The 24,352-nt window shown below is 69.6% G+C and carries 26 protein-coding genes; 16 read left to right on the top strand and 10 right to left on the bottom strand.

Annotated features, from left to right (window positions below; genetic code table 11):
* Positions 1 to 12 precede the first annotated feature (12 nt).
* From BQ2383_RS06615 to BQ2383_RS06605, 3 genes are read right to left on the bottom strand one after another with little or no spacing between them, the layout of a single operon-like run.
* Positions 13 to 456, bottom strand: a complete 444-nt coding sequence (locus BQ2383_RS06615; protein ID WP_091031436.1) for a YdeI/OmpD-associated family protein — start codon at positions 454 to 456, stop codon at positions 13 to 15.
* Positions 453 to 923: an SRPBCC family protein gene (locus BQ2383_RS06610; protein ID WP_036304261.1), complete on the bottom strand. Its 471-nt coding sequence runs from the start codon at positions 921 to 923 to the stop codon at positions 453 to 455. Before BQ2383_RS06610 ends, BQ2383_RS06615 begins: the two co-directional genes overlap by 4 nt.
* Position 924: 1 nt before the next feature.
* Entirely contained in the window at positions 925 to 1,461 is a 537-nt protein-coding gene (locus BQ2383_RS06605; protein ID WP_091031433.1) for a MarR family winged helix-turn-helix transcriptional regulator, read from the bottom strand.
* Positions 1,462 to 1,601: 140 nt separating this feature from the next.
* On the opposite strand from BQ2383_RS06605, the gene BQ2383_RS06600 reads away from it, so the two are divergent.
* Genes BQ2383_RS06600 through BQ2383_RS06585 form a run of 4 tightly spaced genes read left to right on the top strand, consistent with a single transcriptional unit; the run spans position 1,602 to position 5,583 of the window.
* Complete coding sequence (locus tag BQ2383_RS06600) at positions 1,602 to 2,378, top strand: electron transfer flavoprotein subunit beta/FixA family protein (protein WP_091031429.1); 777 nt, start codon at positions 1,602 to 1,604, stop codon at positions 2,376 to 2,378.
* Between the two features lies 1 nt (position 2,379).
* Positions 2,380 to 3,351: an electron transfer flavoprotein subunit alpha/FixB family protein gene (locus BQ2383_RS06595; RefSeq protein ID WP_091031426.1), complete on the top strand. Its 972-nt coding sequence runs from the start codon at positions 2,380 to 2,382 to the stop codon at positions 3,349 to 3,351.
* A gap of 2 nt (positions 3,352 to 3,353) precedes the next feature.
* Positions 3,354 to 5,087, top strand: coding sequence for a cytochrome b/b6 domain-containing protein (locus BQ2383_RS06590; protein ID WP_091031422.1), 1,734 nt, complete (start codon positions 3,354 to 3,356; stop codon positions 5,085 to 5,087).
* Between the two features lie 55 nt (positions 5,088 to 5,142).
* Positions 5,143 to 5,583, top strand: a complete 441-nt coding sequence (locus tag BQ2383_RS06585; protein WP_091032255.1) for an ASCH domain-containing protein — start codon at positions 5,143 to 5,145, stop codon at positions 5,581 to 5,583.
* Here the strand turns inward: BQ2383_RS06585 and BQ2383_RS06580 are convergent.
* Positions 5,558 to 5,992 carry a hypothetical protein gene (locus BQ2383_RS06580; protein ID WP_091031419.1) on the bottom strand — a complete coding sequence of 145 codons (435 nt, stop codon included), beginning with the start codon at positions 5,990 to 5,992 and terminating at the stop codon, positions 5,558 to 5,560. The two genes, BQ2383_RS06585 and BQ2383_RS06580, sit on opposite strands and share 26 nt — an antisense overlap.
* A 130-nt stretch (positions 5,993 to 6,122) precedes the next feature.
* Here BQ2383_RS06580 and BQ2383_RS06575 point away from each other — a divergent pair, with 130 nt between their 5' ends.
* Complete coding sequence (locus tag BQ2383_RS06575) at positions 6,123 to 7,274, top strand: acetyl-CoA C-acetyltransferase (protein ID WP_091031415.1); 1,152 nt, start codon at positions 6,123 to 6,125, stop codon at positions 7,272 to 7,274.
* A 75-nt stretch (positions 7,275 to 7,349) separates the two neighbouring features.
* On the opposite strand, the gene BQ2383_RS06570 is transcribed toward BQ2383_RS06575, so the two are convergent.
* On the bottom strand, positions 7,350 to 7,859 hold the full coding sequence (locus tag BQ2383_RS06570) for a GNAT family N-acetyltransferase (protein WP_091032251.1): 510 nt from the start codon (positions 7,857 to 7,859) through the stop codon (positions 7,350 to 7,352).
* Between the two features lie 131 nt (positions 7,860 to 7,990).
* On the opposite strand from BQ2383_RS06570, the gene BQ2383_RS06565 reads away from it, so the two are divergent.
* Together BQ2383_RS06565 and BQ2383_RS06560 are read left to right on the top strand one after the other, a co-directional pair.
* Positions 7,991 to 8,551: an acyl-CoA thioesterase gene (locus BQ2383_RS06565; RefSeq protein ID WP_029262119.1), complete on the top strand. Its 561-nt coding sequence runs from the start codon at positions 7,991 to 7,993 to the stop codon at positions 8,549 to 8,551.
* 43 nt (positions 8,552 to 8,594) lie between these two features.
* Complete coding sequence (locus BQ2383_RS06560; protein WP_091031412.1) at positions 8,595 to 9,995, top strand: hypothetical protein; 1,401 nt, start codon at positions 8,595 to 8,597, stop codon at positions 9,993 to 9,995.
* On the opposite strand, the gene BQ2383_RS06555 is transcribed toward BQ2383_RS06560, so the two are convergent.
* From BQ2383_RS06555 to BQ2383_RS06545, 3 genes are read right to left on the bottom strand one after another with little or no spacing between them, the layout of a single operon-like run.
* Positions 9,950 to 10,549, bottom strand: a complete 600-nt coding sequence (locus tag BQ2383_RS06555; RefSeq protein WP_091031409.1) for a hypothetical protein — start codon at positions 10,547 to 10,549, stop codon at positions 9,950 to 9,952. The genes BQ2383_RS06560 and BQ2383_RS06555 overlap by 46 nt on opposite strands.
* On the bottom strand, positions 10,546 to 11,106 hold the full coding sequence (locus tag BQ2383_RS06550) for a hypothetical protein (RefSeq protein WP_091031403.1): 561 nt from the start codon (positions 11,104 to 11,106) through the stop codon (positions 10,546 to 10,548). Before BQ2383_RS06550 ends, BQ2383_RS06555 begins: the two co-directional genes overlap by 4 nt.
* Positions 11,103 to 11,807, bottom strand: a complete 705-nt coding sequence (locus BQ2383_RS06545; RefSeq protein ID WP_091031400.1) for a hypothetical protein — start codon at positions 11,805 to 11,807, stop codon at positions 11,103 to 11,105. The genes BQ2383_RS06550 and BQ2383_RS06545 overlap by 4 nt, the downstream gene beginning before the upstream one ends.
* A gap of 185 nt (positions 11,808 to 11,992) precedes the next feature.
* Between BQ2383_RS06545 and BQ2383_RS06540 the strand changes: the two genes are divergently transcribed.
* From BQ2383_RS06540 to BQ2383_RS06525, 4 genes are all read left to right on the top strand, one after another.
* Complete coding sequence (locus tag BQ2383_RS06540) at positions 11,993 to 13,546, top strand: Re/Si-specific NAD(P)(+) transhydrogenase subunit alpha (protein WP_091031397.1); 1,554 nt, start codon at positions 11,993 to 11,995, stop codon at positions 13,544 to 13,546.
* The gene (pntB, locus tag BQ2383_RS06535; protein ID WP_091031393.1) at positions 13,543 to 14,940 is read left to right on the top strand and encodes a Re/Si-specific NAD(P)(+) transhydrogenase subunit beta; all 1,398 of its coding nucleotides are present in this window, start codon (positions 13,543 to 13,545) and stop codon (positions 14,938 to 14,940) included. The genes BQ2383_RS06540 and pntB overlap by 4 nt, the downstream gene beginning before the upstream one ends.
* A gap of 59 nt (positions 14,941 to 14,999) precedes the next feature.
* Positions 15,000 to 18,665: a proline dehydrogenase family protein gene (locus BQ2383_RS06530; protein WP_091031389.1), complete on the top strand. Its 3,666-nt coding sequence runs from the start codon at positions 15,000 to 15,002 to the stop codon at positions 18,663 to 18,665.
* A 177-nt stretch (positions 18,666 to 18,842) separates the two neighbouring features.
* On the top strand, positions 18,843 to 19,097 hold the full coding sequence (locus tag BQ2383_RS06525; RefSeq protein ID WP_091031386.1) for a hypothetical protein: 255 nt from the start codon (positions 18,843 to 18,845) through the stop codon (positions 19,095 to 19,097).
* Positions 19,098 to 19,135: 38 nt separating this feature from the next.
* Here the strand turns inward: BQ2383_RS06525 and BQ2383_RS19175 are convergent, their stop codons facing one another.
* Both BQ2383_RS19175 and BQ2383_RS06515 read right to left on the bottom strand, forming a co-directional pair.
* Positions 19,136 to 19,750, bottom strand: a complete 615-nt coding sequence (locus tag BQ2383_RS19175; protein WP_140403312.1) for a hypothetical protein — start codon at positions 19,748 to 19,750, stop codon at positions 19,136 to 19,138.
* A gap of 196 nt (positions 19,751 to 19,946) precedes the next feature.
* Positions 19,947 to 20,267 carry a hypothetical protein gene (locus BQ2383_RS06515; RefSeq protein WP_091031380.1) on the bottom strand — a complete coding sequence of 107 codons (321 nt, stop codon included), beginning with the start codon at positions 20,265 to 20,267 and terminating at the stop codon, positions 19,947 to 19,949.
* Between the two features lie 120 nt (positions 20,268 to 20,387).
* Between BQ2383_RS06515 and BQ2383_RS06510 the strand changes: the two genes are divergently transcribed.
* The 5 genes from BQ2383_RS06510 to rocD all read left to right on the top strand — a co-directional run bounded on the left by BQ2383_RS06510 (position 20,388) and on the right by rocD (position 24,326).
* The gene (locus BQ2383_RS06510; protein WP_091031377.1) at positions 20,388 to 20,822 is read left to right on the top strand and encodes a hypothetical protein; all 435 of its coding nucleotides are present in this window, start codon (positions 20,388 to 20,390) and stop codon (positions 20,820 to 20,822) included.
* Positions 20,822 to 21,061 carry a helix-turn-helix transcriptional regulator gene (locus tag BQ2383_RS06505; RefSeq protein WP_091031373.1) on the top strand — a complete coding sequence of 80 codons (240 nt, stop codon included), beginning with the start codon at positions 20,822 to 20,824 and terminating at the stop codon, positions 21,059 to 21,061. The genes BQ2383_RS06510 and BQ2383_RS06505 overlap by 1 nt, the downstream gene beginning before the upstream one ends.
* Entirely contained in the window at positions 21,058 to 22,059 is a 1,002-nt protein-coding gene (locus tag BQ2383_RS06500) for an NAD(P)-dependent alcohol dehydrogenase (RefSeq protein ID WP_091031369.1), read from the top strand. The genes BQ2383_RS06505 and BQ2383_RS06500 overlap by 4 nt, the downstream gene beginning before the upstream one ends.
* 171 nt (positions 22,060 to 22,230) lie before the next feature.
* Positions 22,231 to 23,109 carry a dimethylargininase gene (gene ddaH, locus BQ2383_RS06495; protein WP_091031365.1) on the top strand — a complete coding sequence of 293 codons (879 nt, stop codon included), beginning with the start codon at positions 22,231 to 22,233 and terminating at the stop codon, positions 23,107 to 23,109.
* Entirely contained in the window at positions 23,106 to 24,326 is a 1,221-nt protein-coding gene (gene rocD, locus BQ2383_RS06490; protein WP_244175925.1) for an ornithine--oxo-acid transaminase, read from the top strand. Before ddaH ends, rocD begins: the two co-directional genes overlap by 4 nt.
* Positions 24,327 to 24,352 lie beyond the last annotated feature (26 nt).

Here is a 24,352-nt window from a genome sequence, read left to right as displayed (position 1 = left end):
CTCGAGGGGCGGTCAGTCGCGGAGGGTGTCGACGATCTTCGTGATGCGGCGCTCGCGCGTCGCGTCCTGCTTCGCTTCGGTGACGGAGCGCGCGTGCTCCTTGCGGACGGAGTAGGACAGGGCGTCGAAAGCGGCGCGCACCCCGGGGTCGGCATCCAGAGCAGTGGCGAGCTCGGGCGGAACGTCGACCGTGCGCTCGGCCGAATCCACGCGGATCACGGCATCGACCTCCTGCCCGATCTCGAGTCCCAGGTCGGCGCGCACGGCTTTGCTGAAGCCGATCATGTTCTCGCTGCCCATGCGGGCCACGCGAAGCCGCGCCGTGCGTCCGCCGATGGTGACGGCGACGGGGAAGGCCTTGCCGGCACCGAGCGACGCGACCTGCTCGTCCGTGAGCAGGATCGCCGCAGCGGGGCCGCGGCCGGTGAGGACGGTGTGCAGCCGCAGTTCGCTCATGCCGAAAGAGTACGCCCGGGAGCCTCGAATTCGGCGGCCAGGATCGCGTTGCGCTCCACGATCAGTCGGCGCATGTACGCGCGCAGGAACATCGCATCGACAACGCGGCCGAGCGGGCCGAACGGCGAGCGGAACGTGACGGTGTCGTGCATGAGCGTGCCGGCCGGATGCTCCTCGAACCGGTGCTCGTGCAGGAAATCCCGGAAGGGGCCGGCGATCTGGCGGTCCGAGAACCCGCGCGGGGGATCGACGTCGAACACGATCGACCGCAGGCGGAAGGGGATGCCGAAGTGGCGCGCCCGCCACGTCGCCGTCGAGCCCTCGGTGAAGACCCCGCTTGACGGTGCTTCGATCATCGTCTCGCCGTACCGGGCCATGCTCTTCACGTGGAGCCCGGGGTCGAGCGAGGCGGCGAACACCTCGGCCGGCGGGGCCGCGACGACCGTCTCGAGCGCGAACCGCGCCATGTCAGAGGGCGTCGGGCTGTGGACGCGGATCGGCGAAGTCTCCGGCGTCCTTGCGCAGGCGGGCGACGATCGCGACGAGCTCGGCCGCGTCGTCGCGGCTCATGCCGGGGTCGGCGAAGACCTCGGAGTTCAGCGCCTGGGTGGCCCGTTCGACCAGCTCTCGACCGGCATCCGTGAGTGCGAGGAGTGCGGCGCGTCCGTCGTGCGGATGCGGCTCCCTGGCGATGAGCCCGTCGCGGACCAGGCGTTCCGCCGTGCTGGTCACCGTGGTCGGATGCACCTGGAGGCGGGCGACCACGCTCGACAGGGGGAGGCGGCCGGCGCGGCTGAACGCCAGCAGGCGCAGCACCTCGAACCGGGCGAAGCTGAGCGCGAACGGCTTCAGCGCCGCATCGACCCGGGCGAGCAACAGCTGCTGAGCGCGCATGACCGACGTGACCAGCGCCATGCCGTCGGCGGCATCCGTCCATCCGTGGGCGACCCACTGCCGCTTGGCTTCGGCGAGCGGATCGATGGGGAGCGGACGGGGTCGGACCATTTCTCCACGGTACTGGCGGGAGGGCATCGGGCGGCGACGGCGCGCGATGCATCCGATGTCGCCAGCCGTGACTCCCAGTCGCAGGGGGTTTGGAACTCAGTATCGCCGTCTAGAATTGCAGCAGTCGTGAGGAGCATTCGATGAAGATCTTCGTCCTGGTCAAAGAGGTGCCGGACACCTATGGCGATCGCAAGCTGAATCTCGAGACCGGACTCGCCGATCGGGCGGCCGGCGATGTCGTCCTCGACGAGATCACCGAGCGGGCTCTCGAGGTCGCGCTCAGCTACGCCGACAAGAACGACGGCACGGAGGTCGTCGCGCTGTCGATGGCTCCCGGCGGCTCGACCGCCTCGGTGCGCCGCGCGCTCGCGATCGGCGCCGCGTCGGCCGTGCACATCGCCGACGAGCAGCTCGCCGGCGCCGACCTCGGTCTCACCGCCGAAGTGCTCGCCGCTGCCATCCGCCGCGGTGCGCCCGATCTCGTGATCACGGGAAACCTGTCGACCGACGGCTCCGGAGGCGTCATCCCGGCGATGCTCGCCGAGCACCTCGGATTCGCTCAGGCCACCGCGCTCAGCTCGGTGGAGATCACCGCCGAGGGCGTCTCCGGCACCCGCGCCGCCGACGCCGGTGGGCAGCCGGTCTCGGCCCCGCTGCCCGCGGTGATCTCGATCACCGAGGCGCTCCCCGATGCACGCTTCCCCAACTTCAAGGGCATCATGGCGGCGAAGAAGAAGCCCCTCGAGGTGCTCTCGCTCGCCGACCTCGACGTCTCGGCAGATCCGTCCGCCGCTCCGCGGACGATCATGACCGCCGTGTCCGAGAAGCCCCCGCGCGCCGCCGGCGTGAAGATCACCGATGAAGGCGACGCGGCCGACAAGCTCGTCGAGTACCTCGTGCAGAACAGGCTGGTGTGAGATGACTTCGTCCGAGAACCCGATCCTCGTCCTCATCGACGTCGACCCGTCCGGCTACGTCGCGAGCAGCACAGCGGCGCTCATCGGTGCGGCCTCGACGATCGGCTCGCCCGTGGCGCTCATCGTCGGTGGCAGCCCGGCCGCGGTGGATCAGGCCGCTGCGGCAGGAGCATCCGTCGTGCTCACTGCCGACGGCGACCCGTCCGTGCTCACCGTGCCGATCGTGGACGCCCTGCAGGCCGCGGCCGCACAGGTGCGCCCCGATGCCGTGCTGATCTCGAACTCGATCTCCGGCCGCGATGTCGCCGGACGCTTCGCGGCGCGCACGAAGAGTGCGCTGTCGGTGGATGCCGTGGGCGTCTCCCGGGACGAGGAGGGGGTCGTCGCCCACCACTCCGTCTACGGCGGGGCGTACCTCGTCGACTCGGCTGCCACCTTCGGTACTCCGGTGATCACGGTGCGTCAGGGCGCGGTGGATGCACGTGCCGAAGCCGTGCCGTCGCACTCGGTCGAGGTGCTCGACGTCATCCCGTCCGGTGTGGTCGCCGCGACGGCCGGTCCGGTCGAGGCGGTCGAGGTCGCTTCCTCCCGCCCCGAGCTGCGCGGAGCCACACGAGTCGTCTCCGGCGGGCGCGGTCTCGCGTCGAAGGAGAAGTTCGTGCTCGTCGAAGAGCTCGCCGATGCGCTCGGCGCTGCTGTCGGTGCCTCCCGGGCCGCCGTCGATGCGGGATACATCCCGCAGTCGCACCAGGTCGGCCAGACCGGCGTCTCGGTATCGCCGCAGCTGTATGTCGCTCTCGGCATATCCGGCGCGATCCAGCACCGCGCGGGCATGCAGACCTCCAAGAACATCGTTGCGATCAACAAGGACCCGGAGGCGCCGATCTTCGACGTCGCCGACTTCGGCATCGTCGGCGACGTGTTCGCGGTGGTCCCGAAGGTGATCGCCGCCCTCGAGGCGCGGAAGAAGTAGTCATGGTGACGCGGATGCTGCGACGCGGTCTGCCGCGCGTGCCGGGCGGGGAGCCGTGGCCGCCCGCCGATGCGGTGGTGTCGGATGCGGTGGCGCCGGATGATGCATCGTCGGATGCGGTGGCGGAATCGTCGGCCGCACCGGTCGCGGATGCCGTCGTCGAATCGGTCGCCGCGACGGTGACGACCGATGCGGTCGCCGATGCGGAGGGGGCAGCTGCCCCTGTCGCAGCTGCTTCTCCGGTTGTCGACGCCGCGGGGAGCGGTGGATCGCGTATCCGTCGCGGGCTGCCGCGCGTTCCGGGTGGCGAGCCGTGGCCTCCAACCGATGGGGCTCCCGCGACCGCAACGGGCACGGCTGCCTCGCCGGTGGCGCGCGTCGTCCCCGCGCCGGCCCCGACCAGCGCTGCGGCGACGACCACCGCGAGCACAGCGGCCACGACCACCGCGACTTCTGCTGCCGGCGCCGACCCTGCTGCTGCTCCTGCTGCTCCTGCGCCCAGCCCGCAGGGGACTCCGGTTGCAGGCATGGAGGCGGTTTCCGCCAGCCACGTCCGTCGCGGTCTGCCGCGTGTCGTCGGCGGAGATCCGTGGCCGCCCGCAGACACCGTGCCGACCCTATCCGGCGTCGCGGCGGCTGCCGTCGCACCCGTTGTGGACGAAGGTGCGGATGCGGCCACGCTCGTCCAGCCCGTCGCCGCCTCGGAGCCCGCCGCCCCGGCCCCCGGTTCCGCCCTGGTCGTCCCGGTCCTCGCCGACCTCGACACCCCGCTGCCGTGGACTCGTACCGTCTGGAGAGGTCGCGCTCCGCGCCACATCGCCGAGGCCCCGGTGTCGGGTCGCCCGCGTCCGACCTGGCCCCAGGCGATCGCGGTCCTGTTCGGCGCCGCGGCACTCGGGGTGCTGGCTGGTGCCGCCATCGCCTTCGTGCGTGCGCTCCTGAGCTTCCCGTTCATGCAGGACTTCCTCGCGGCGTTCCCCGGCGAGTACGAGCCCGCGATCGCGGTCGAGCCCGGCTTCGCGCCGTGGGTCAACTGGGCGCACTTCTTCAACATGTTCCTGATCGTGCTGATCATCCGCTCGGGGCTGCAGGTGCGCACCGAGAAGCGGCCGACCGTGTTCTGGACGCCGCGCGGAAACGCGAAGGGCAAGATCAGCCTGAACCTCTGGTTCCACCAGTCGCTCGACATCCTGTGGCTCCTGAACGGCCTGATCTTCGTCGTGCTGCTGTTCGTCACCGGGCACTGGGTGCGCATCGTGCCGACGAGCTGGGAGGTCTTCCCGAACGCGCTGTCGGCGGCCCTGCAGTACGTCTCGTTCGACTGGCCGCACGAGAAGGGCTGGAACAACTACAACAGCCTGCAGCAGCTCGCGTACTTCGTGACCGTGTTCATCGCCGCGCCGCTGGCGGCGATCACCGGGTTCCGCATGTCGGGGCTGTGGCCGAAGCGGGCAGAGAAGCTGTCCAAGGCGTACCCGGTGGAGTGGGCGCGCGCGCTGCACTTCCCGATCATGCTGTACTTCGTCGCGTTCATCATCGCCCACGTCGCGCTCGTGATGCTCACCGGATTCCTGCGCAACCTGAACCACATGTTCGCGTCGCAGGATGCGGTCACCTGGACCGGGTTCTGGGTGTTCATCCTCTCGCTCGTGGTGATCGCGCTCGCCTGGGTGGCCGCCCGCCCGCTGGTGCTCGCGCCGATCGCGAAGGTCTTCGGCAAGGTCTCGGGGCGCTGACACGGTGGACGAGACCACACGTATCCAGGACTACTGGCGCGACGCGCGAAGTGCGATGCCGGAGCTGCCGGAGACGCCGCCGGAGGCCTGGGCTTTCGGCGCCACTCCGGAGCACGCCGATGAGCTTCTGGCGCTGGTGCTCGCCGAGATCAAGGTGGGTACCGCCTCGTCGCTGTGGGACTACGACGAGAGCGGAGACCCGCTGCCGGTCGTCGGCGAACTGAGCATCATCCTCGACGGATCGGGCGCGCCGCGGGCGGTGATCGAGACCACCGCGATCGACATCGTGCCCTTCGACGAGGTCGACGAGGCGCACGCATACGCCGAGGGAGAAGACGATCGCACCCTCGCACAGTGGCGTGAGGTGCATGAGCGGTACTGGCGTCAGCACTCCGAGAATCCGCGCGGCTACGCGCCGGACATGCCGGTGATCTGCGAGCGATTCCGCCTGCTGCTCCCGGCGGGCCCGACTACATCTCCCGGGCCCGGAAGCTGATCTCGTCAGTCTGCGAGCCGCCGTCATGGATCAGGGTCAGGAGCAGCTTCGTCTCCCAGGCGGCCGCCACGTAGTATCCGGTCACGCCGGCCGCCACGGTCGCGGAGCTCTGCGGCAGGATGGTGATGGTGCCGGTGAGCGGGCCGCTGAGCGAGTCGAGCGTCGGTGTCACCTCGATCGACCAGGTCAGCGTCAGCGGGGTCGTCCCGTTGTTCGCGATCAGCGCCCCCGGCCAGGCGAACGTCGCGCCGTCGACGCTCGCCGGTGCCATCTCGACGGCGAACTCCGCCCGGCGCGATGCGGCGGCGAGCGGAGTGGCCACCGCCACCGCGACCACCGGTACGGACCATGCGGCGGCGCGTATCAGCGCCCGCCGGGTGACTTCGGTCGACGTGCTTGACTGCCCCATGAAACTCCCCATTCTCCATCTACGACTTTTGGCCATAGATCCCAAGACTTAAGGCTAGTCGATGACTTGTTCGTGCGATGATCGGCTCACGTATCGAGACGGCGGCGGCGCACCCCACGAAAGGAAGAACATGGCAGAGGCATTTATCGTCGACGCGGTGCGCTCGCCCGTCGGCAGACGCGGCGGCTCGCTTTCCGGCATCCATCCGGCCGACCTCGGAGCGCACAGTCTCACCGCACTCGTCGAGCGCACGGGCATCGATCCCGGCGCCGTCGACGACGTCGTCTTCGGGGCGATCGACGCGATCGGCGGGCAGGCGGGAAACGTGGCCCGCACCGCTCTGCTCGTCGCCGGCTTTCCCGAGCACGTGCCCGGAGTCACGATCGACCGACAGTGCGGGTCGAGCCAGCAGGCCGTGCACTTCGCCGCGCAGGCCGTGATGAGCGGCACGAGCGATCTGGTCATCGCGGGCGGACTGCAGAACATGTCGCAGATCCCGCTCACGGCGGCGGCGACGGTGGGGGAGGCGTACGGCTTCACGACCCCGTACGCGGAATCACCCGGTTGGCGTGCGCGCTACGGCGACCAGGAGATCTCGCAGTTCCGCGGTGCCGAGCTGATCGCCGAGAAGTGGGACATCACCCGCGAGGCAATGGAGCAGTTCGCCCTGGAGAGCCACCGGCGTGCGGCACACGCACAGGACGAGGGGCGCTTCACGAACGAGATCGCGCCGCTGAACGGTCTGGATCACGACGAGGGTGTGCGCCGCGACACGTCGCTCGAGCGGATGGCCGGGCTGCAGCCGCTCGCTCCGAACGGCAGGATCACGGCGGCGGTCGCCTCGCAGATCAGCGACGCGTCCAGTGCTGTGCTGATCGCGAGCGCACGTGCGGTGAAGGAGCACGGGCTCACCCCGCGCGCCCGCATCCATCATCTCTCCGTGCGCGGCGACGACCCCGTGCTCATGCTCACCGCGCCCATCCCCGCGACGCGGCACGCTCTGGAGCGCACGGGCCTGCGCCCGGAGGACATCGACCTGTTCGAGGTGAACGAGGCCTTCGCCTCGGTCGTGCTCGCCTGGATGCAGGAGACCGGGGTGCCGCACGAGAAGGTCAACGTCAACGGCGGCGGGATCGCACTCGGACACCCGATCGGTGCCACCGGCACACGCATCCTCTCGACGCTGCTCAATGAGCTGGAGCGCACGGGTGGGCGCTACGGCCTGCAGGCCATGTGCGAGGGCGGCGGCGTCGCGAACGTGACGATCATCGAGCGCCTCTGACCGATCCGCCCGCCCGCCCCACGAGAACGGGCCGCCTCCCCGAAGGGAAGCGGCCCGTCTCCGGTGAAGACTGGATCAGGGACGGACGAAGCGGACCTCGGTCAGCGTCTCACCGAGGAACGGCTCGGTGTGCGTCGCGCCGTCGAGGGCGAAGCCGTTGCGCGTGTAGAAGCGGTGCGCGCGGGGGTTGTCCTCGGCGACCCACAGGTACAGGGGCTCGTCGGTCTCGACCGCGGCGTCGAACAGCTTCTGGCCGATGCCGGTGCCGTGCAGCGCGTCGAGCAGGTAGATGAAGTACAGCTCGCGGAACGCCGGAGCATCCTTGTCGCGGGCGGGGCCGGAGCCGACGAACCCGACGATCTCGCCGTCGACGAGCGCGGCGTTCATCTTGAACTCGGGACCCTGCGAGGCCCAGTGCGTCCACAGCTCGGCCATGCGCCGGGGCGAGACCTTCTCGAGCGCAGCCTTGCTGATCAGGTGGTCGTAGGTCTCGTGCCAGCACTGGGCATGCACGCGACCGAGGGCTTCCGCATCCACATCACGGACCGGACGGACGATGACTTCAGACTGGGCTTCGGCGCTCATGATCGTGACTCTACGCGCGGCGTCCGCGAAGGAGAAATCGAGTGGATGTTCGATGACGCGCGACGTGCCGGCCTGGAGGGTTCGTACAACGATGTTCGCGAATCGTGCACTCCTGGCTACGATCAATCCTCGTGAACGTGATCTGGCGGACCCTCCTGGTGATCCTCGGCGCCCGACGCCGCGTGCGGCGGGGGAAGACTCTCGACCCGACGGCGGTGGGCAGCATCACCATCACCACTCTGCCGACCGACCTCGACATCCTGCGGCACATGAACAACGGTCGCTACCTGTCGCTGTTCGACCTCGGACGCTGGGACCAGCTCATCCGCACCGGACTGTTCGATGCCATGAAGGCTCAGGGTTGGTACGCGGTCGTCTCCAGCGAGACGATCACGTTCCGCAAGTCGCTGCAGCTGTGGCAGCGGTTCGAGGTGCAGTCGCGGTTCATCGGGCACGATGAGAAGGCGCTGTTCCTCGAGCACCGCGCCGTGGTCGACGGCGAGGTCTACGCCCGGGCGATCGTGCGGGCGCGCATGCTGCGTCGCACCGGCGGCACGGTCAGCAACGAAGAGCTGTTCGCCGCGGTCGGCAAGCCCGAGGGCGTGCCGGAGATCGACGCGTGGGTGCACGACTGGGCCGCGGCATCCGCCCTCCCGCCCGTGCGGGTGAAGGCGCCGAGCATCTGGGGCTGACCCCGTCGGCAGCGCCCGTCCGCGGCAACGATATATTGACCGTGTGCTGGCGATCCTGAAGACCACCGGGCGCGTGCTGTGGCGACACTGGCCCGCGCTCATGGCGTGGTATCTGGCCGGCGTCCTGGTGCACTACGTGATCACCGAGGTCGCCGGATTCATCGGCGCGTACTCCGCCACCCTCGGGTTCCTCGTCCTTCCGATCGGGATCCTCGCGCGGTTGATCAGCCTGGTCGCGATGTTCCTGGTCCTGCGTGACGGGCTGCGCAACCTGCAGGAGGTCGCGCCGCTGCCCGAAGCCGCTGCGGACCGCCGCCGCACCTTCCTCTCGGCGCTGCTCGCCGGCATCCTCCCCTTCTTCGCGGTCTACTGGGCACAGGGGCTGCTGGGCGAGGATGTGCGAGCGTATTCGCTGCGCGCTCTCGAGGTGCGCAACGGCGTCATCTGGACGGCGGCTGCCAACGGTGAAGGTCCGGTGAGCTCGGTCGACACCGTGCTGAACCTGCCGATCAACGTGTGGACCATCTCGATCATCGTGCTCGCGTTCGCCGGCCGCTGGGCGTGGTCGAAGTGGTCGGCGAAGCTCGCGAAGTGGCTGTCGCCGGTCGCGGTCTACTTCGAGGTCGTCTGGGTCTTCTTCTCGGTGATGGTGCTCGGTGACATCTTCGACACGATCAAGGCGTGGGTCGACAGCCGCGCGGCCATGGCCTTCTTCGAGACGGTCAGAGAGCAGATCCTGGATGCCGTCGCCCCGCTGCGCTGGCTCTGGGAGGGGATCGGCTGGCTGCTCTCCGAGGCGGGCCCGGTCCTGCTCGCTCCGCTCGCGTGGCTGACCATCGCCGGTGTGGTGTTCGGCCAGGCGATCGTCGCCGAGAAGCTGCGTGTGGAGAGCGAGCTGATCGCCCGCGTGCGCGAACACGCGGCCGTGATCCCGAATCCGCTCGTGCGCCGGCTCAAGGATCTCGGCGAAGAGCTCGGTGCCCGCTTCCGCCCGATCGGACGAGCGCTGCTGCTCATGTGGCGCGCAGGTCCCCTCCTCGTCGGCTCCTACGCGCTGCTCTACGTGATCGTGAAGGCGCTCGAGTCGTACCTCGGCTTCGGGATCACCCGCCTGGTCGGCCCGCAGGAGTTCGTGTTCTGGGCGATCGCCGCGCCGCTCGTCTCGCTCGTGCCGCTGCTGCTCATGGAGCCGGTGCGCATCGCGGTGATCAGCGGGGCGTACGACGCCACTCTGGCGCGGCTGCGCAAGCGGCAGCAGGACCGCACCGACGCGGTGGGCGTCTCGGAGGCGGAGGGAGAGATGCGCGCCGTCGCCGATGCCGCCGGACTCCTGCCCTCGTCGGTGGATGCCGTCGCCGCCGCGATGGTCACCGCCCCCGTCAGGGACAGCGTCGAGGGTCAGGGCTCGAACTCGAACCTCACGAAGGACCCGCCGGCGTCGTAGGGGCGCACGTCGACCCAGAAGGGGCCGTCGACATCCTCGGGCACCACGAACGGCACGATCAGCTCGTACGAACCGGTCTGCGAACCGAGGCAGAGCTCCGGTTCCTCCGCGCTCGAGTCCAGGCCGATCTCCGCGCGCACGGGACTCCATTCGCGTCCCGTGGACTGCTCCACGAGCGTCGGCGTCTCGCACGCGACCCCCTCGGTGCCGGCGTCCACGGGCACCCCGACCGCGATCAGGCGCGTGTCGTCGGGGACGTCGAGGTTTGACAGATCCTCGATCTCCCCACCGCGCACCGGCCCCCAGGTTGCGCCGGCGAGATCGGTCGTCTCGTCCTCGGCGACCACCACAGGTGTGACCGCACGGGCCCCGAATCCGAAGAACTGGTACCACTCCTGCCATCCGACCGCGATGGCGGTCGCCGGCAGCAGCACGATGAGTGCGACCAGAGCCAGAGTGTTGCGACGCCACCAGGAGGGCGGCTTCGCCGGGGCAGCGGCGGCCTCCGCGTCTTCCCGAGGCGCGGGCGGTACCGGAGGGAGTGGGATGGTCATCGGGCCCAGCCGTTCTCGTCCAGGAGCACCTCGGCCTCGACGGGCAGCGCGGAGAGGTCGATCGACAGCTCGATCACGGTGTCGCGCAGCACCTCTCCGAGGCCGGACCCCGGCATGCCCAGTCGGAGCGTCGCGCGGTCGCCGGTCACGTCGTCGGGGAGCTCGAACGCGAGGCTCCCGGAGCGCGGGACGCCGGTGACCAGGCGCTGATCGACGAAGCTGGTGCCGCGATCCGTCGCGCTGAACGTACGGTCGCCGATCGTGAGTTCCGCGAGCCGTGAGCCGCTCTGATCCTGCGTCACGCCGGTGGCGGCCTCGAGGTCGACGACGAGCCAGGTGCCGTCGGCCGACCAGCCCTTCGCATCCGTGACCCGGTCCGCGAGGTGCACGTCGGTCACGGTCGCGACGAGGTTGCGCGTCGAGGCCTCTTCGCCGATCTGCGCGACCGTGGAGAACGAGGCGTTCGGGGCGTCATCGGGAAGCGTCGCCTTCGAGACACCCCACGCGCAGACGAGCAACGCCACAGTGGCGACCCAGATCAGGATGTGCTTCTTCACGGGAGCGGCACCTCGTCGATGGCCGCCGTCAGCGTCGCTCCGACGCGGACGTCCACCCAGTAGTCGCCGCGCATCACGCTCTGCCCGACGTAGTGGTCCGACTCGGGGAGGGTGACAGTGATCTCGTCGCCGTCGTGGAAGTCGTCCGGCCCGACGGTCCAGGTGAGCAGCATGCGGGCGGGGACGTCAGGCTGCAACCGGGGCGCGCGCTCGCCGTCGTCGGTACGGAAGACGTCGCCCTTTTCGTCGAGACCCTCGATGCGGATGCCGTCGAGGACCGGGGATTGCGGGGGGTTCGCCGTCGAAGCTCGCGGCTTGGCGAACGTGTTGGTGACGTCGACCGTGACGACCAGGATTCGCTCGCCCTTCTCCTCGTCCGGGAAGACCAGGGTTCGGCCGCTCTCCGCGCTCAGCTCGTCGCGCAGCTCGACCCCGAGCACGGTCATCTCCAGATCCGAGCCTGCGAAGGTCTCGCCGACCTCGACGACCGGGGTGGGATCGACGGCCGCGGCCTCGAGTCCGCCGAAGACGGCGGTGGTCGCGAGCAGCACGGCGCCGGCGCCGGTGATGAGCCAGGACGTCGGGATCAGGTCGATGCTGCGCCGTGCCCAGCCGAGGACCTTCGCCCGCGCGCTCGCGTTCGCCGCGGTGACGGCCGGATCCTGCCCCTGGGCGGGGCTCTCCGGCGGCGTCGTGGTCACGGCAACAGCTTAGGACCGCGCGCGGGTGAACGCTCCTCCGCTTTCCGCAAGAACGAGACTTCTTTCCGCGTCATGCGGGCGAAGGAGGGGCGCATCCGGAGCCGCGCTCAGTACTCTGAGCGAAAGTCAGGGGCAGAGACGCCCCGGAGCGGCCCCGTCGATGCAGACGGGCGGAGGAGGATGCAGTGGCAGTCATCGGCATCGTGCGGGAGCCTGCGGGCGAAGCGCGGGTCTCGGCCACCCCGGCGACGATCGCGTCGCTGAGGAAGCTGGGCCACACGGTCAGAGTGGAACGCGGAGCGGGCGCTGCAGCCTCATACCCCGACGCGGAGTATGAGGCGGCGGGGGCCGCACTCGTCGAGCGCGCCGAGGCATGGGGCAGCGAGATCGTGCTCGCCATCACCGCACCCGGCCCCGAGGAGATCGCCCTCCTGGCCGACGGCGCGACCCTCATCGCGCTGCTCTCGCCGGCCCTCCGCCCCGACCTGGTGGAGTCTCTCGCGCAGCGGGGGATCACGGCCGTCGCGCTCGACGCCGTACCCCGCATCTCGCGCGCGCAGTCGATGGACGTGCTCAGCTCGATGGCGAACATCGCCGGATATCGGGCCGTCGTCGAGGCCGCCCACGAGTTCGGTCGCTTCTTCACGGGACAGGTGACCGCCGCAGGCAAGGTGCCGCCGGCGAAGGTGCTGGTCGCCGGGGCCGGCGTCGCCGGGCTCGCGGCCATCGGTGCCGCGTCGAGCCTCGGTGCGATCGTGCGCGCCACCGATCCGCGCCCCGAGGTCGCCGACCAGGTCACCTCGATCGGCGGCACGTATCTGCCGGTCGACGTCGCGGTCGCCGCCTCCACCGACGGCTACGCGAAGGCGACGAGTGCGGACTACGACCGGCGAGCAGCCGAGATCTACACCGAGCAGGCCGCCGACGTCGACATCATCATCACGACGGCGCTGATTCCCGGTCGCGCGGCGCCTCGCCTCATCACGGCATCCGATGTCGCGCAGATGAAGCCGGGCAGCGTGATCGTCGACATGGCGGCGGGCCAGGGCGGCAACGTCGAGGGCTCGGTCGCGGGCGAGCGCGTCGTCACCGACAGCGGGGTGATCATTCTGGGCTACACCGACCTGGCCTCACGTCTGGCCGCCCAGGCCTCGCAGCTCTACGGCACGAACCTCGCCAACCTCGTCGCCCTGCTGACCCCCGCCAAAGACGGCCGGCTGGTGATCGACTTCGACGACGTGGTGCAGCGCTCGGTCACGGTCGTGCACGACGGCGAGGTCACCTGGCCACCGCCCGCCGTGCAGGTCGCGGCCGCCCCCGCGGCGAAGGCTGCCGCGACGCCGGTCGAGGTCGCGCCGCCGAAGAAGATGTCCACGGCGCGCAAGGTCACACTGATCGTGGTGGGCATCGCGGCGCTGTTCGCCGTGAACGCGTTCGCCCCCGCTCCGCTGCCGCAGCACTTCACGGTGCTCGTGCTGTCGGTCGTGATCGGCTTCTACGTCATCGGCAAGGTGCACCACGCGCTGCACACCCCGCTGATGTCGGTGACCAACGCGATCTCGGGCGTGATCGTGGTCGGGGCGATGCTGCAGATCACCTCGCCGCTGCCGGTCGTGCAGGTGCTCGCCGCGATCGCGGTGCTGCTGGCGTCGATCAACATCTTCGGAGGGTTCGCGGTCACGCGTCGGATGCTCGCGATGTTCACACTCGGGAACTCCGCGAAGGGCTCCCAGAAGTGACCATCGACGCGCTCGCCGGAGCGGCCTACATCGTCGCCGCCCTGCTGTTCATCCTCAGCCTCGCCGGCCTCAGCCGTCACGAGTCCGCCCGCGCCGGCGTGGTCTACGGCATCGCCGGCATGACGATCGCGCTGGTCGCGACCGTCGCCCTCACCGTCGCTGATGCCTGGAGCACCGGGGCCTTCCTCGGCCTCGGGCTGCTCGTCGCCGCGGTACTCATCGGTGCGGCCATCGGCCTGTGGCGCGCACGGGTCGTGGAGATGACCGGGATGCCCGAGCTCATCGCGCTCCTGCACAGCTTCGTCGGCCTCGCGGCCGTGCTCGTGGGCTGGAACGGCTACCTCGCGCATCCGGAGATCGCCCCGGAGCTGTTCGGCATCCACAACGCCGAGGTCTTCATCGGCGTCTTCATCGGCGGGGTGACCTTCACCGGATCGATCGTCGCCTACCTCAAGCTGTCGGCGAAGATGTCGTCGAAGCCGCTCATGCTCCCGGGCAAGAACGGGCTGAACATCGGGGCCCTCGTCGCGTTCGTCGCCCTCACCGTGTGGTTCGTGAACGACCAGCAGCTGTGGCTCCTGATCGCGGTCACCGTGCTCGCGTTCGCCCTGGGCTGGCACCTCGTCGCCTCGATCGGCGGCGGTGACATGCCGGTCGTCGTCTCGATGCTCAACAGCTATTCCGGATGGGCGGCGGCCGCGGCCGGCTTCCTCCTCAACAACGACCTGCTGATCGTCACGGGTGCGCTGGTCGGATCGTCGGGTGCCTACCTCTCCTATGTCATGTGCAAGGCCATGAACCGCTCGTTCCTCTCCGTGATCGCCGGCGGCTTCGGGATCGCGGCACCGACCGCCGACGACGCCGAGTACGGCGAGCACCGCGAGATCACCGCCGAGAGCGCGGCCGAGATGCTCGCCGCGGCGAGCAGCGTCGTGATCACGCCCGGCTACGGTATGGCGGTCGCGCAGGCGCAGTACCCGGTGGCCGACCTGGTCCGTCGGCTCCGCGAGCGGGGAGTCGCCGTGCGGTTCGGCATCCATCCGGTCGCGGGTCGCCTTCCCGGCCACATGAACGTGCTGCTGGCCGAGGCCAAGGTGCCGTACGACATCGTCCTCAGCATGGACGAGATCAACGACGACCTCGCCTCGACCTCGGTGGTGCTCGTGATCGGCGCGAACGACACCGTGAACCCCGCGGCCGCGGAAGACCCGTCGAGTCCCATTGCCGGGATGCCCGTGCTGAAGGTGTGGGAGGCCGAGAACGTCATCGTGTTCAAGCGCTCGATGGCCGCCGGTTACGCGGGCGTGCAGAACCCGCTGTTCTTCCGCGACAACGCGCAGATGCTGTTCGGCGACGCGAAGCAGCGGGTGGAGGACATCATCGCCGCGCTGTGAGCTGTCGAGAGGGGTGCGGGCTCCCGGCCTGCGAGGGTATGCAGACCTAGGGTGGACACATGGCAGAGTCGTCGTCTTCTCCGGCGGATGCCGTGGCATCCGCACCCCTCGCAGACCGTGCCGTCGAGCTTGCTCGGCGGTGGGCGATCGAGGCCGCCGCGATCGAACCCGACCCCGCTGCCGCCCGTCTCGCCGGAGTGCTGCAGGACGCGAACGGGTTGCCGTTCACGCTCGGCTTCGTCGACGGTGTCATGCGCCCCGAGAGCCTGAGCGCCGCAGCCTCGCAGCTGCACCGCATCGCGCCGATCGTGCCCGAGTTCCTGCCCTGGTACCTGCGCTCGGTCGTGCGTCTCGGCGGGGGAGTCGCGCCGATCCTGCCGTCGCCGGTCGTGCCGATCGCGCGGAAGGTGCTGCGCGACATGGTCGGGCATCTCATCGTCGATGCGCGGCCCGCCAAGCTCGAAGCCGCCATCGAGCGCATCACGGCCACGGGCTCGCGCCTGAACCTCAACCTGCTGGGCGAAGCCGTGCTGGGCGAGGCCGAGGCGAAGCGCCGCCTCGACGGCATCCACGAGCTGATCCGACGGCCCGATGTCGACTACGTCTCGGTCAAGGTCTCGGCCATCGTCAGCCACCTGTCGATGTGGGCGTTCGACGAGATCGTCGACGAGGTGGTACAGCGGTTGCTCCCGCTGTACCTCACGGCGGCGGCGGACGGCACGTTCATCAACCTCGACATGGAGGAGTACCGCGACCTCGACCTAACGATCGCGGTGTTCACGCGCATCCTCGAAGACCCTCGGCTCGCGGGGCTCGAAGCCGGGATCGTGCTGCAGGCGTACCTGCCCGACGCCCTGCCCGCCCTGCAGGAGCTGACCGCCTGGTCGCAGGACCGCGTCGCGCACGGCGGTGCCCGCATCAAGGTGCGCCTCGTCAAGGGCGCCAACCTCGCGATGGAGCAGGTCGAGGCGCGGATGCACGGCTGGACCCCCGCGACCTACGACACCAAGCTCGACACCGACGCGAACTACCTGCGGTGCCTGGACTGGGCCCTGCGCCCCGAGCACGCCGCCGCGGTGAAGGTCGGCGTCGCCGGGCACAACCTGTTCGGTATCGCCTACGCGTGGCTGCTCGCCGGCGAGCGGGATGTGCGCGAGGCCGTCGAGTTCGAGATGCTGCTCGGCATGGCGCAGGGGCAGGTGCAGGCCGTCTCGCGCGAGGTCGGGCCCGTGCTGCTGTACGTGCCCGTGGTGGCACCCGCCGAGTTCGACGTCGCGATCAGCTACCTGGTGCGCCGGCTCGAAGAGAACGCGTCGCCGGACAACTTCCTCTCCGCCGCATTCCGACTCGGCGAGGACGAGGCCCTGTTCGTGCGGGAGCAGGACAGGTTCCTCGACGCACTCGACCGGTCGGACGATCCCACTCTGTGGACCGGACCGCGTCGCACGCAGGATCGGAGCGCGCCCGTGCACGAAGCGCTGCGCCCCTCGCCCGTGTCACCGCTGCCGGAGACCGACCTCACCCAGGCCGTACTCGGCATCTCGCGCGGCTCCGAAGACGGCGGCGGTCGCGAGGCCTTCCTCGAGACCGCCGTGTACTCCGCTCGTGAGTTGGAGCAGGATGCCGGTGGTGCCCCGGGCTTCTCGAACACCGTCGACAGCGACCCCGCCCTGCCGGTGAACCGCGACTGGGCGCGCGAGGTGCGGGAGCGTATCGGCGCATCCGAGCTCGGTGACGCCACGATCGCGGCCGCTCGCATCGACGACGCGGAATCCCTGGAGCAGATCGTGCAGGGGGTCCGCGGTGCGGCTCCGGCGTGGGGTGGGCGTCCCGCCGCCGAGCGGGCCGAGGTGCTGCTGCGCGCCGCCGCCGCCCTGGAAGCCCGACGCGGTGACCTGATCGAGGTCGCCGCCTCCGAGACCGGCAAGATCTTCGCCGAGGCCGACATCGAAGTGAGCGAGGCCGTCGACTTCGCCCGGTACTACGCGGCCACCGCGCGCGAGCTCGACGCGATCGCCGGCGCCGTGTTCGTCCCGGCATCCGTCACCGTCGTCGCGCCGCCGTGGAACTTCCCGCTCGCGATCCCCGCCGGCGGAGTGCTCGCCGCGCTCGCCGCGGGTTCGGGTGTCGTCTTCAAACCGGCACCGCAGGCCCGCCGCTGCGCCGCAGTGATCGCGGAGACGCTGTGGCAGGCGGGCATCCCGCGCGATCTGCTCGCGCTCGTCGACATCGAAGAGGGAAAGCTCGGTCGCGAGCTCATCACCCACGACGCGGTCGACCGCGTGATCCTCACCGGCGCGTGGGACACCGCCGCGCTGTTTCGCTCCTGGCGTCCCGACCTGCCGCTGCTCGCCGAGACCAGCGGCAAGAACGCGATGATCATCACCCCCTCGGCCGACCTCGACCTGGCCGTCGCCGACCTGGTGAAGAGCGCGTTCGGGCACGCGGGGCAGAAGTGCTCGGCCGCCTCCCTCGCGATCCTCGTCGGCCCCGTCGGGCGCTCACCGCGGTTCAAGCGGCAGCTCGCAGATGCCGTGCGCTCGCTGCACGTGGGCCCGCCCACCGATCCGCTCGCCGAGGTCGGCCCGGTGATCGAGCCGCCGCAGGGCAAGCTCGCCTGGGCGCTGAGCGAGCTCGAGGGCGAGGAGCAGTGGCTGATCGAGCCCGCGCTCGCGGCCGGCGACGACGGCAGCGGGCGGCTGTGGCGGCCCGGCATCCGCGTCGGCGTGCAGTCGGGGTCGCGCTTCCACACCGAGGAATTCTTCGGGCCGGTGCTCGGCATCATGCACGCACCGACCCTCGAGAAGGCCGTCGAGCTGCAGAACGCCGTCGCCTATGGGCTCACCGCCGGGCTGCACACGCAGGATCCGGGCGACCTCGCCTTCTGGCTCGACCGCGTGCAGGCGGGCAACCTCTACGTGAATCGCGGCATCACCGGGGCGATCGTGCAGCGGCAGCCGTTCGGCGGCTGGAAGCGGTCGGCCGTCGGACCCGGCGCCAAGGCGGGTGGCCCGAACTACCTGATCGGCCTCGGATCCTGGCGCTCGCAGCCGGGCGGACCGGCATCCAGCACCCTGCATCTGCGCGGGCTCGACTCCCGCATCACGGCGCTCATCGAGTCGGCGCAGTCGTCGCTGGAGTACGAGAAGTTCGAGTGGCTGCGGCGCTCGGCGCTCTCGGATGCCCTGGCGTGGGACCGCGAGTTCGGGCAGGTGCGCGACGTGTCGCACCTCGGTGTGGAGCGGAACCTGTTCCGGTACCGACCGGTGCCGGTCGAGATCCGGGCGACGGAGGATGCGGCCCTGCAGGATCTGCTGCGCGTCGTGATCGCGGGCGTGCGCTCGGGTGCGGCCTTCGTGCTCTCGACGCCGGTCGGCCTGCCCGGCGATGTGCGCCGCGCGCTCGGTGACCTCGATGCCTCGGTCTTCCTCGAGACCGACGAGGAGTGGATGCAGCGGATGCTCCGCGAGGAGGATGTCGTGGAGGGCGTCGTCGCGCTGCCGGTGAGCGACCGGGTGCGTCTGGTCGGCGGTCGTGCCGCGGTCGCCGCGCTGCACACGGCCCTGGCGACGGCATCGGGGGGTGATCCCGACCTCGCGGTGTACGACGGCGAGGTCACAGCGGCCGCCCGGATCGAGCTGCTGCCGTTCGTGCACGAGCAGTCGATCTCGATCACCGCGCACCGCTACGGCAACCTCGACCCCTGGAGCAGCGACGTGATCTGAGGACTTCGCCGGCGTACGGGTGCCCGCCGAACACCCGAGCACCGTCGTATGAAACCTTTGAGCATGGGCTGCCGGCGCGGTCACGTGCGGTGCCTTACCCTTGTCGTGCTCGAGCGTTGACGTGTGCGGCGTGAGCCACAAGAAAGCGCCGAGCACGGGTAGAGCCAGGGAGGCGAAATGGATCACGCTCCACGTGAGGTCGACGAACGCGATACACAGTGGGAGAAATCGGCGCTGGATCTCAGGGTTTTCATCCAGGACACCGAGGGGCGCCGAGAGACCTTTGACCTTGATGAAACGACTCTGGATGCTGCAGAGCAGTGGGCCGCGTCTCGTGCTGACCGCACGTCTGCCATCTCTATCGCGATGCGGGCGGTAGACGATCAGGGACGCTTGGGGCTGGTGTGGCTGATCGCGGATGCTGAGGATTGATCGCTGGGGCCAGCCGATCGAGCGGCTGGCCCCAGTCGTCAACCCGCGGTGGTGTCGAGGAAATAGACCGCGGAGGTGTCGTTCCCTGACTTGAATCCCACGGGGTCTGTGATGTCCACGATTGAGGTGCCCTGCCAGAATCCCTTGCCCTGTTTACCGCCAAGGCCCTCCCAGGGCACATAGAACGTCTCCGTGGCGCCGTTGACCACCATGCTCCGCCCCTCGGCGGACTCGAATCTCGACTGCCAGTTGACGTCATCGGTGTCGGTTGGGCTGTCCGCGGGGATGTGATAGAGCGCAGCTTTTACCTGGATGTAGACAGTTGACGGGTACGCGCCCTCGCCCGTGCAGTTCACGCGAGTCTTGTAGATGACTCCACCGGCGCCCACAGATATGTGAGGCGCGTTTGCTTTCACCGTGCATGCGACGAGATAAGAAGCTCCTCGTAGAGTGATCGACTCAGTGGCACCGCTTCCCGTCTCCGCTGGCTGACCGGTGATCTCAGGGGTATAGAACAGCTCCTCATCGGTGTAGTGACTGCGGAGCTCATCCGGTGTGAGCGAACCTGGACCTGGCTCTTCCGTGGCATATGCGCTCGACGCACCTCCGATAGACGCGCAAACTAGCAGCACAGTTGCAAGCAGCGGCTTCATTGAATTACGCATTCTTCCTCCGGTCTGTATGGCATTTAGGGCGACCTTATCGACGGACTACTCGCTTGGGATGGCCCAATGAGATCGCATTCCGATGTATCGGACCATCGCCCTTTCGGGCGGCGCTCAGGGCGGCGTCAGCCCGATTCGCTCCGAGGCGGGATGCGACCGCGTGGCCGTGCGGTCGGAATGCGCCTCAGGTGGTGGCGAGGATCAGTAGTGCTGCTGTGACCAGCGCTCCGACGAGGGCCGTGCCGAACGTCGCCCAGCTCGTTACGCGTCGTTTCGTTCGGCTGGAGCGCGCGGACAGCGTTGCAATGGCGCCGCCGCAGAGCGAGACGAGGCAGAAGACGAGGGCTGTGACGTTGGCTGCGTCCTTGAGGCTCGGCGAATGGCCGGGCATATTGACAGTCGCAATCGTGACAGCCACGGAAGCGGCGAGTGTTCCGCTCGCCACGATGCCCGCGAGAAGCCACAGCAGTGCGATCGATTTCCTCACCCGATCATCATGCGTCATCGGATCGGCCTCGCGATGCGCGACCGGACGACGGGGCGAGATGGGTGTGTAAAGAATTCTTGACACGGCCGCATCGGCGGCGTAGCGTGAGTGTCAAGAATCTTTTACATCGGAGGCATCATGGTCTACGAGGAACGCAACGCCTGGGCGGGACTCATCGTCAGCCCGATCGCGCTGGTCGTCTACGTCGTGCTGGTGCTGCAGCAAGCCGGGGGAGGGCCACTCACCGCCGTCGACTGGTTCCCGCTCATGCTGTGGACGATCGGCGGAGGCATCGTCGCGACGATCGTGATCAGCATCGTCTGGGGCATCCTCGCCGGGATGAGGGACCCGGATGGCGCCGGCCGCTCCGACATCCGCGACCGTGACATCGGCCGCATGGGCGGCCGGGTCGAGCAGGCCTTCGTCGTGATCGCCGGGCTCGGGGTCATCGCACTGTGCGCGGTCGGCGCCGATGTGTTCTGGATCGCGAACACCATGTACCTCGGCTTCGCGGTGTCCGCGCTCGTCGGGGGCATCGCCCGCGTGATCGCCTACCGGCGGGGGCTCGTCTGATGGTGAAGCCGACCCTCGTCTCCAACAGCATCCGCGCGCATCGCGAGCAGGCCGGGCTCACCCAGGCCGAACTCGCCCGCACCGTCGGCGTGACGCGGCAGACGCTCATCGCCATCGAGCAGCAGAAGTACTCGCCCACGCTGGAGCTGGCGTTCCAGATCGCGCGGGCGTTCGGGGTCGGGATCGACGACCTGTTCGCCTACCCCGCCCCACCCGCATCCGGAGGAGCATCATCATGACCGAGACGATGAACGCCTGGCGACGCGAGACCTACGGCCCGTCATCCGGGGTGAACCTCGAGCAGATCCCGGTGCCGGCGCCGCACCGCGGCGAAGTGCTCCTTAAGGTCCGGGCCACTTCCCTGAACGCGGGTGACGTGCGGCTGCTGCTGGGCGATCCACTCCTCGTGCGCCCGGTCTTCGGCCTCACCCGTCCGAAGCATCCGGTGCGCGGGATGGAAGTCGCCGGCACCGTCGTCGCGGTCGGGCCCGACGTGGTGAGCGCCGAGATCGGCGAGGAGGTCGTGGGCGAGCTGGTCGGAGGCGGAGGACTCGCCGAGTACGTGCGCGTTCCCGCCTCCCGACTCGTGCCGATCCCGCCCGACATCACGCCCGAGGCCGCATCCTCCCTCCCCATCGCCGGCGGCACCGCGTGGCAGGCCCTGGACCTGGCGGGCGTCGGCTTGCGCGGGGGTGAGGCGCCTCGGGTGCTGATCATCGGCGCATCCGGTGGCGTCGGCACGTTCGCGGTGCAGCTCGCCGCCCTCCGTGGCGCCGAAGTCTGGGCCACGTGCAGCGCCCGCAATGCACCGCTGGTCGAGCGCCTCGGCGCCGTGCGCACGTTCGACCATCGCGTGTCGCCGCTGAGCGAGATCCCGGCGGGCCGCTTCGACGCGATCGTCGACATCGCCGGAGGGATGCCGCTGCGCGAGCTGCAGCGCCTCGTCGGGCACGGCGGCCGGATCGTGCTGGTCACGGGCGATGGCGGCCACGTGCTGGGTCCCATCTCGCGGATGCTGCGCGCCGCGGTCCTGTCAATCGGCTCGCGGAGCATCCGTCCCCTCGCCGCGACGCCGCGACCCGAGGTCCTGGCCAAGCTCCTCGAACTCGTCGCCGACGGCCGCATCGTGCCCGTGATCGAGCGCGAGTATCCGTTCGCGGAAGCATCCGCCGCCCTCGCCCACCTCGAGGCCGGGCACACCGTGGGGAAGGTCGTCGTCCGCGGCTCGGGGGTCTGAGCCTCTCGAATGGAGCGCTGCTCTGGCGGCGCACAGGGGGCGGGTGACACAATGGACTCCGGCGTGCCCGAGTCGCATCTTCCCCGTCGCCGGCTCTGAACGAGCAGCGGGTCGAAGGACCGTCGGGCCCCAGGACAGCGTCCGCCGCGCCCGTCCATTCGAGGAGCATCCATGTCGACGCCTGAAGCCGCCGTCACCACAGCACCCGCCCGCACCGCGCACCGCCGTCACTACCTGATGTGCAAGCCGGAGCACTTCACCGTGAACTACTCCATCAACCCGTGGATGGAGCCGTCGCGGCCCACCGACACCGCCAACGCCGTGGCGCAGTGGCAGAAGCTGCACGACCTGTACCTCGAGCTCGGCCACACCGTCGAGCTCATCGAACCGCTCGCCGGCTACCCCGACATGGTCTACACGGCCAACGGCGGATTCCTGATCGACGGTCGCGCGTACGTGCCCGAGTTCCGTTTCGTCGAGCGCCAGGGCGAGTCCCCGGCCTTCGCCGACTGGTTCCGCGCCGCAGGCTACGACACCGTGATGCCGAAGGAGGTCAACGAGGGCGAGGGTGACTTCCTGCTCGTCGGCGACGTGATCCTGGCCGGCACCGGCTTCCGCTCCACCGGAGACAGCCACCGCGAGGTCGGCGAGGTCTTCGGCCGCGAGGTCGTCTCGCTGAACCTCGTCGACCCGCGTTTCTACCACCTCGACACCGCCATCGCCGTGCTCGACCCGGTGCAGGGCGCCGAGAACGGCGGCCCCGAGCGCGCGAACATCGCCTACCTTCCCGGTGCTTTCGACGACGCCAGCCGCGCCGAGCTGGAGAGGCGCTTCCCCGACGCGATCCTCGTGTCGGACGAAGACGGTTCGGTGTTCGGCCTCAACTCGGCGAGCGACGGCTACAACGTGATCATCTCGCCGCGCGCCAAGGGCTTCGAGAAGCAGCTGCGCGAGCGCGGCTACAACCCGATCACCGTCGACCTCTCCGAGCTGCTGCTCGGCGGCGGCGGCATCAAGTGCTGCACGCTCGAGCTGCGGGGTGCCAAGTGACCGCGGTCGACATCGCGAACGAGGGCGAGGCCACCGAGGTCGTCGCCGAGCCGCACGTCGCGCACAACTACCACCCGCTGCCGGTGAACATCGCCCGCGGTGAGGGCGCCTGGGTGACGGATGTCGAGGGCAAGCGCTACCTCGACCTGCTCGCCGCGTACTCGGCCGTGAACTTCGGGCACCGGCATCCGGCGCTCGTGGCCGCGCTCACCGAGCAGCTCGGCCGGGTCACGCTCGTCAGCCGCGCGTTCCAGAGCGACCGGCTCGAGCCGTTCGCTGCGGCGCTCGCAGAGCTTGCCGGCAAAGACCTGGTGCTGCCGATGAACACCGGCGCCGAGGCGGTCGAGACCGGCATCAAGGTCGCCCGCGCCTGGGGCTACCGGGTCAAGGGGATCGCTGCGGGCAAGGCGCGCATCATCGTCGCGGCCGGCAACTTCCACGGTCGCACGACCACGATCGTCAGCTTCAGTGACGACGAGCAGGCTCGTGATGACTTCGGTCCGTACACGCCCGGCTTCGACGTCGTCCCCTACGGCGATGCGGAGGCCATCGCCGCAGCCATCACCGACGACACGGCCGCCGTGCTCGTCGAGCCCATCCAGGGTGAGGCCGGCGTCGTGATCCCGCCGGAGGGATACCTGCGCCGCATCCGCGAGATCTGCGACGAGAAGAACGTGCTGTTCATCGCCGACGAGATCCAGGCCGGGCTCGGCCGTGTGGGCGAGACGTTCGCCTGCGACCGCGAGGGCGTCGTGCCGGACCTGTATCTGCTGGGCAAGGCTCTCGGCGGCGGCATCCTCCCCGTCTCAGCCGTGGTCGGGAACACCGATGTGCTCGGTGTGATCCGTCCGGGCGAGCACGGTTCGACCTTCGGTGGCAACCCGCTGGCCGCGGCCGTGGGTCTGCGCGTGGTCGAGATGCTGCAGACCGGTGAGTTCCAGGAGCGCGCGCGGGCACTCGGTGCGCACCTGGGGCAGGCGCTGCAGCCGCTGATCGGACACGGCGTGACCGCGGTGCGCATCGCGGGACTCTGGGCGGGCGTCGACATCGATCCCGCCAGGGGAACCGGCCGCGAGATCGCCGAGAAGCTGCTCGATCGGGGTGTGCTCGTCAAGGACACGCACGGTCAGACGGTGCGCATCGCGCCGCCGCTCGTGATCCGCGCGACCGAGCTCGACTGGGCGGTGGAGCAGCTCAAGCTCGTCCTCGGCGCGTAGTACTCGGCGTCAGGCCGGTGTGACGG

It is taken from the genome of Microbacterium oxydans, assembly GCF_900095745.1.
Lineage (GTDB): Bacteria > Actinomycetota > Actinomycetes > Actinomycetales > Microbacteriaceae > Microbacterium > Microbacterium oxydans_B.
Note: the sequence above shows the minus strand (reverse complement) of the source record. Positions and strands in the feature narration are given on the sequence as shown.

Coding starts and splice junctions, on each gene's coding strand:
- BQ2383_RS06615 (WP_091031436.1), bottom strand. CDS start 456: ATGAGCGAACTGCGGCTGCACACCGTCCTCACCGGCCGCGGCCCCGCT.
- BQ2383_RS06610 (WP_036304261.1), bottom strand. CDS start 923: ATGGCGCGGTTCGCGCTCGAGACGGTCGTCGCGGCCCCGCCGGCCGAG.
- BQ2383_RS06605 (WP_091031433.1), bottom strand. CDS start 1,461: ATGGTCCGACCCCGTCCGCTCCCCATCGATCCGCTCGCCGAAGCCAAG.
- BQ2383_RS06600 (WP_091031429.1), top strand. CDS start 1,602: ATGAAGATCTTCGTCCTGGTCAAAGAGGTGCCGGACACCTATGGCGAT.
- BQ2383_RS06595 (WP_091031426.1), top strand. CDS start 2,380: ATGACTTCGTCCGAGAACCCGATCCTCGTCCTCATCGACGTCGACCCG.
- BQ2383_RS06590 (WP_091031422.1), top strand. CDS start 3,354: ATGGTGACGCGGATGCTGCGACGCGGTCTGCCGCGCGTGCCGGGCGGG.
- BQ2383_RS06585 (WP_091032255.1), top strand. CDS start 5,143: ATGCCGGAGCTGCCGGAGACGCCGCCGGAGGCCTGGGCTTTCGGCGCC.
- BQ2383_RS06580 (WP_091031419.1), bottom strand. CDS start 5,992: ATGGGGCAGTCAAGCACGTCGACCGAAGTCACCCGGCGGGCGCTGATA.
- BQ2383_RS06575 (WP_091031415.1), top strand. CDS start 6,123: ATGGCAGAGGCATTTATCGTCGACGCGGTGCGCTCGCCCGTCGGCAGA.
- BQ2383_RS06570 (WP_091032251.1), bottom strand. CDS start 7,859: ATGAGCGCCGAAGCCCAGTCTGAAGTCATCGTCCGTCCGGTCCGTGAT.
- BQ2383_RS06555 (WP_091031409.1), bottom strand. CDS start 10,549: ATGACCATCCCACTCCCTCCGGTACCGCCCGCGCCTCGGGAAGACGCG.
- BQ2383_RS06530 (WP_091031389.1), top strand. CDS start 15,000: ATGGCAGAGTCGTCGTCTTCTCCGGCGGATGCCGTGGCATCCGCACCC.
- BQ2383_RS06525 (WP_091031386.1), top strand. CDS start 18,843: ATGGATCACGCTCCACGTGAGGTCGACGAACGCGATACACAGTGGGAG.
- BQ2383_RS19175 (WP_140403312.1), bottom strand. CDS start 19,750: ATGAAGCCGCTGCTTGCAACTGTGCTGCTAGTTTGCGCGTCTATCGGA.
- BQ2383_RS06515 (WP_091031380.1), bottom strand. CDS start 20,267: ATGACGCATGATGATCGGGTGAGGAAATCGATCGCACTGCTGTGGCTT.
- BQ2383_RS06510 (WP_091031377.1), top strand. CDS start 20,388: ATGGTCTACGAGGAACGCAACGCCTGGGCGGGACTCATCGTCAGCCCG.
- BQ2383_RS06505 (WP_091031373.1), top strand. CDS start 20,822: ATGGTGAAGCCGACCCTCGTCTCCAACAGCATCCGCGCGCATCGCGAG.
- BQ2383_RS06500 (WP_091031369.1), top strand. CDS start 21,058: ATGACCGAGACGATGAACGCCTGGCGACGCGAGACCTACGGCCCGTCA.
- ddaH (WP_091031365.1), top strand. CDS start 22,231: ATGTCGACGCCTGAAGCCGCCGTCACCACAGCACCCGCCCGCACCGCG.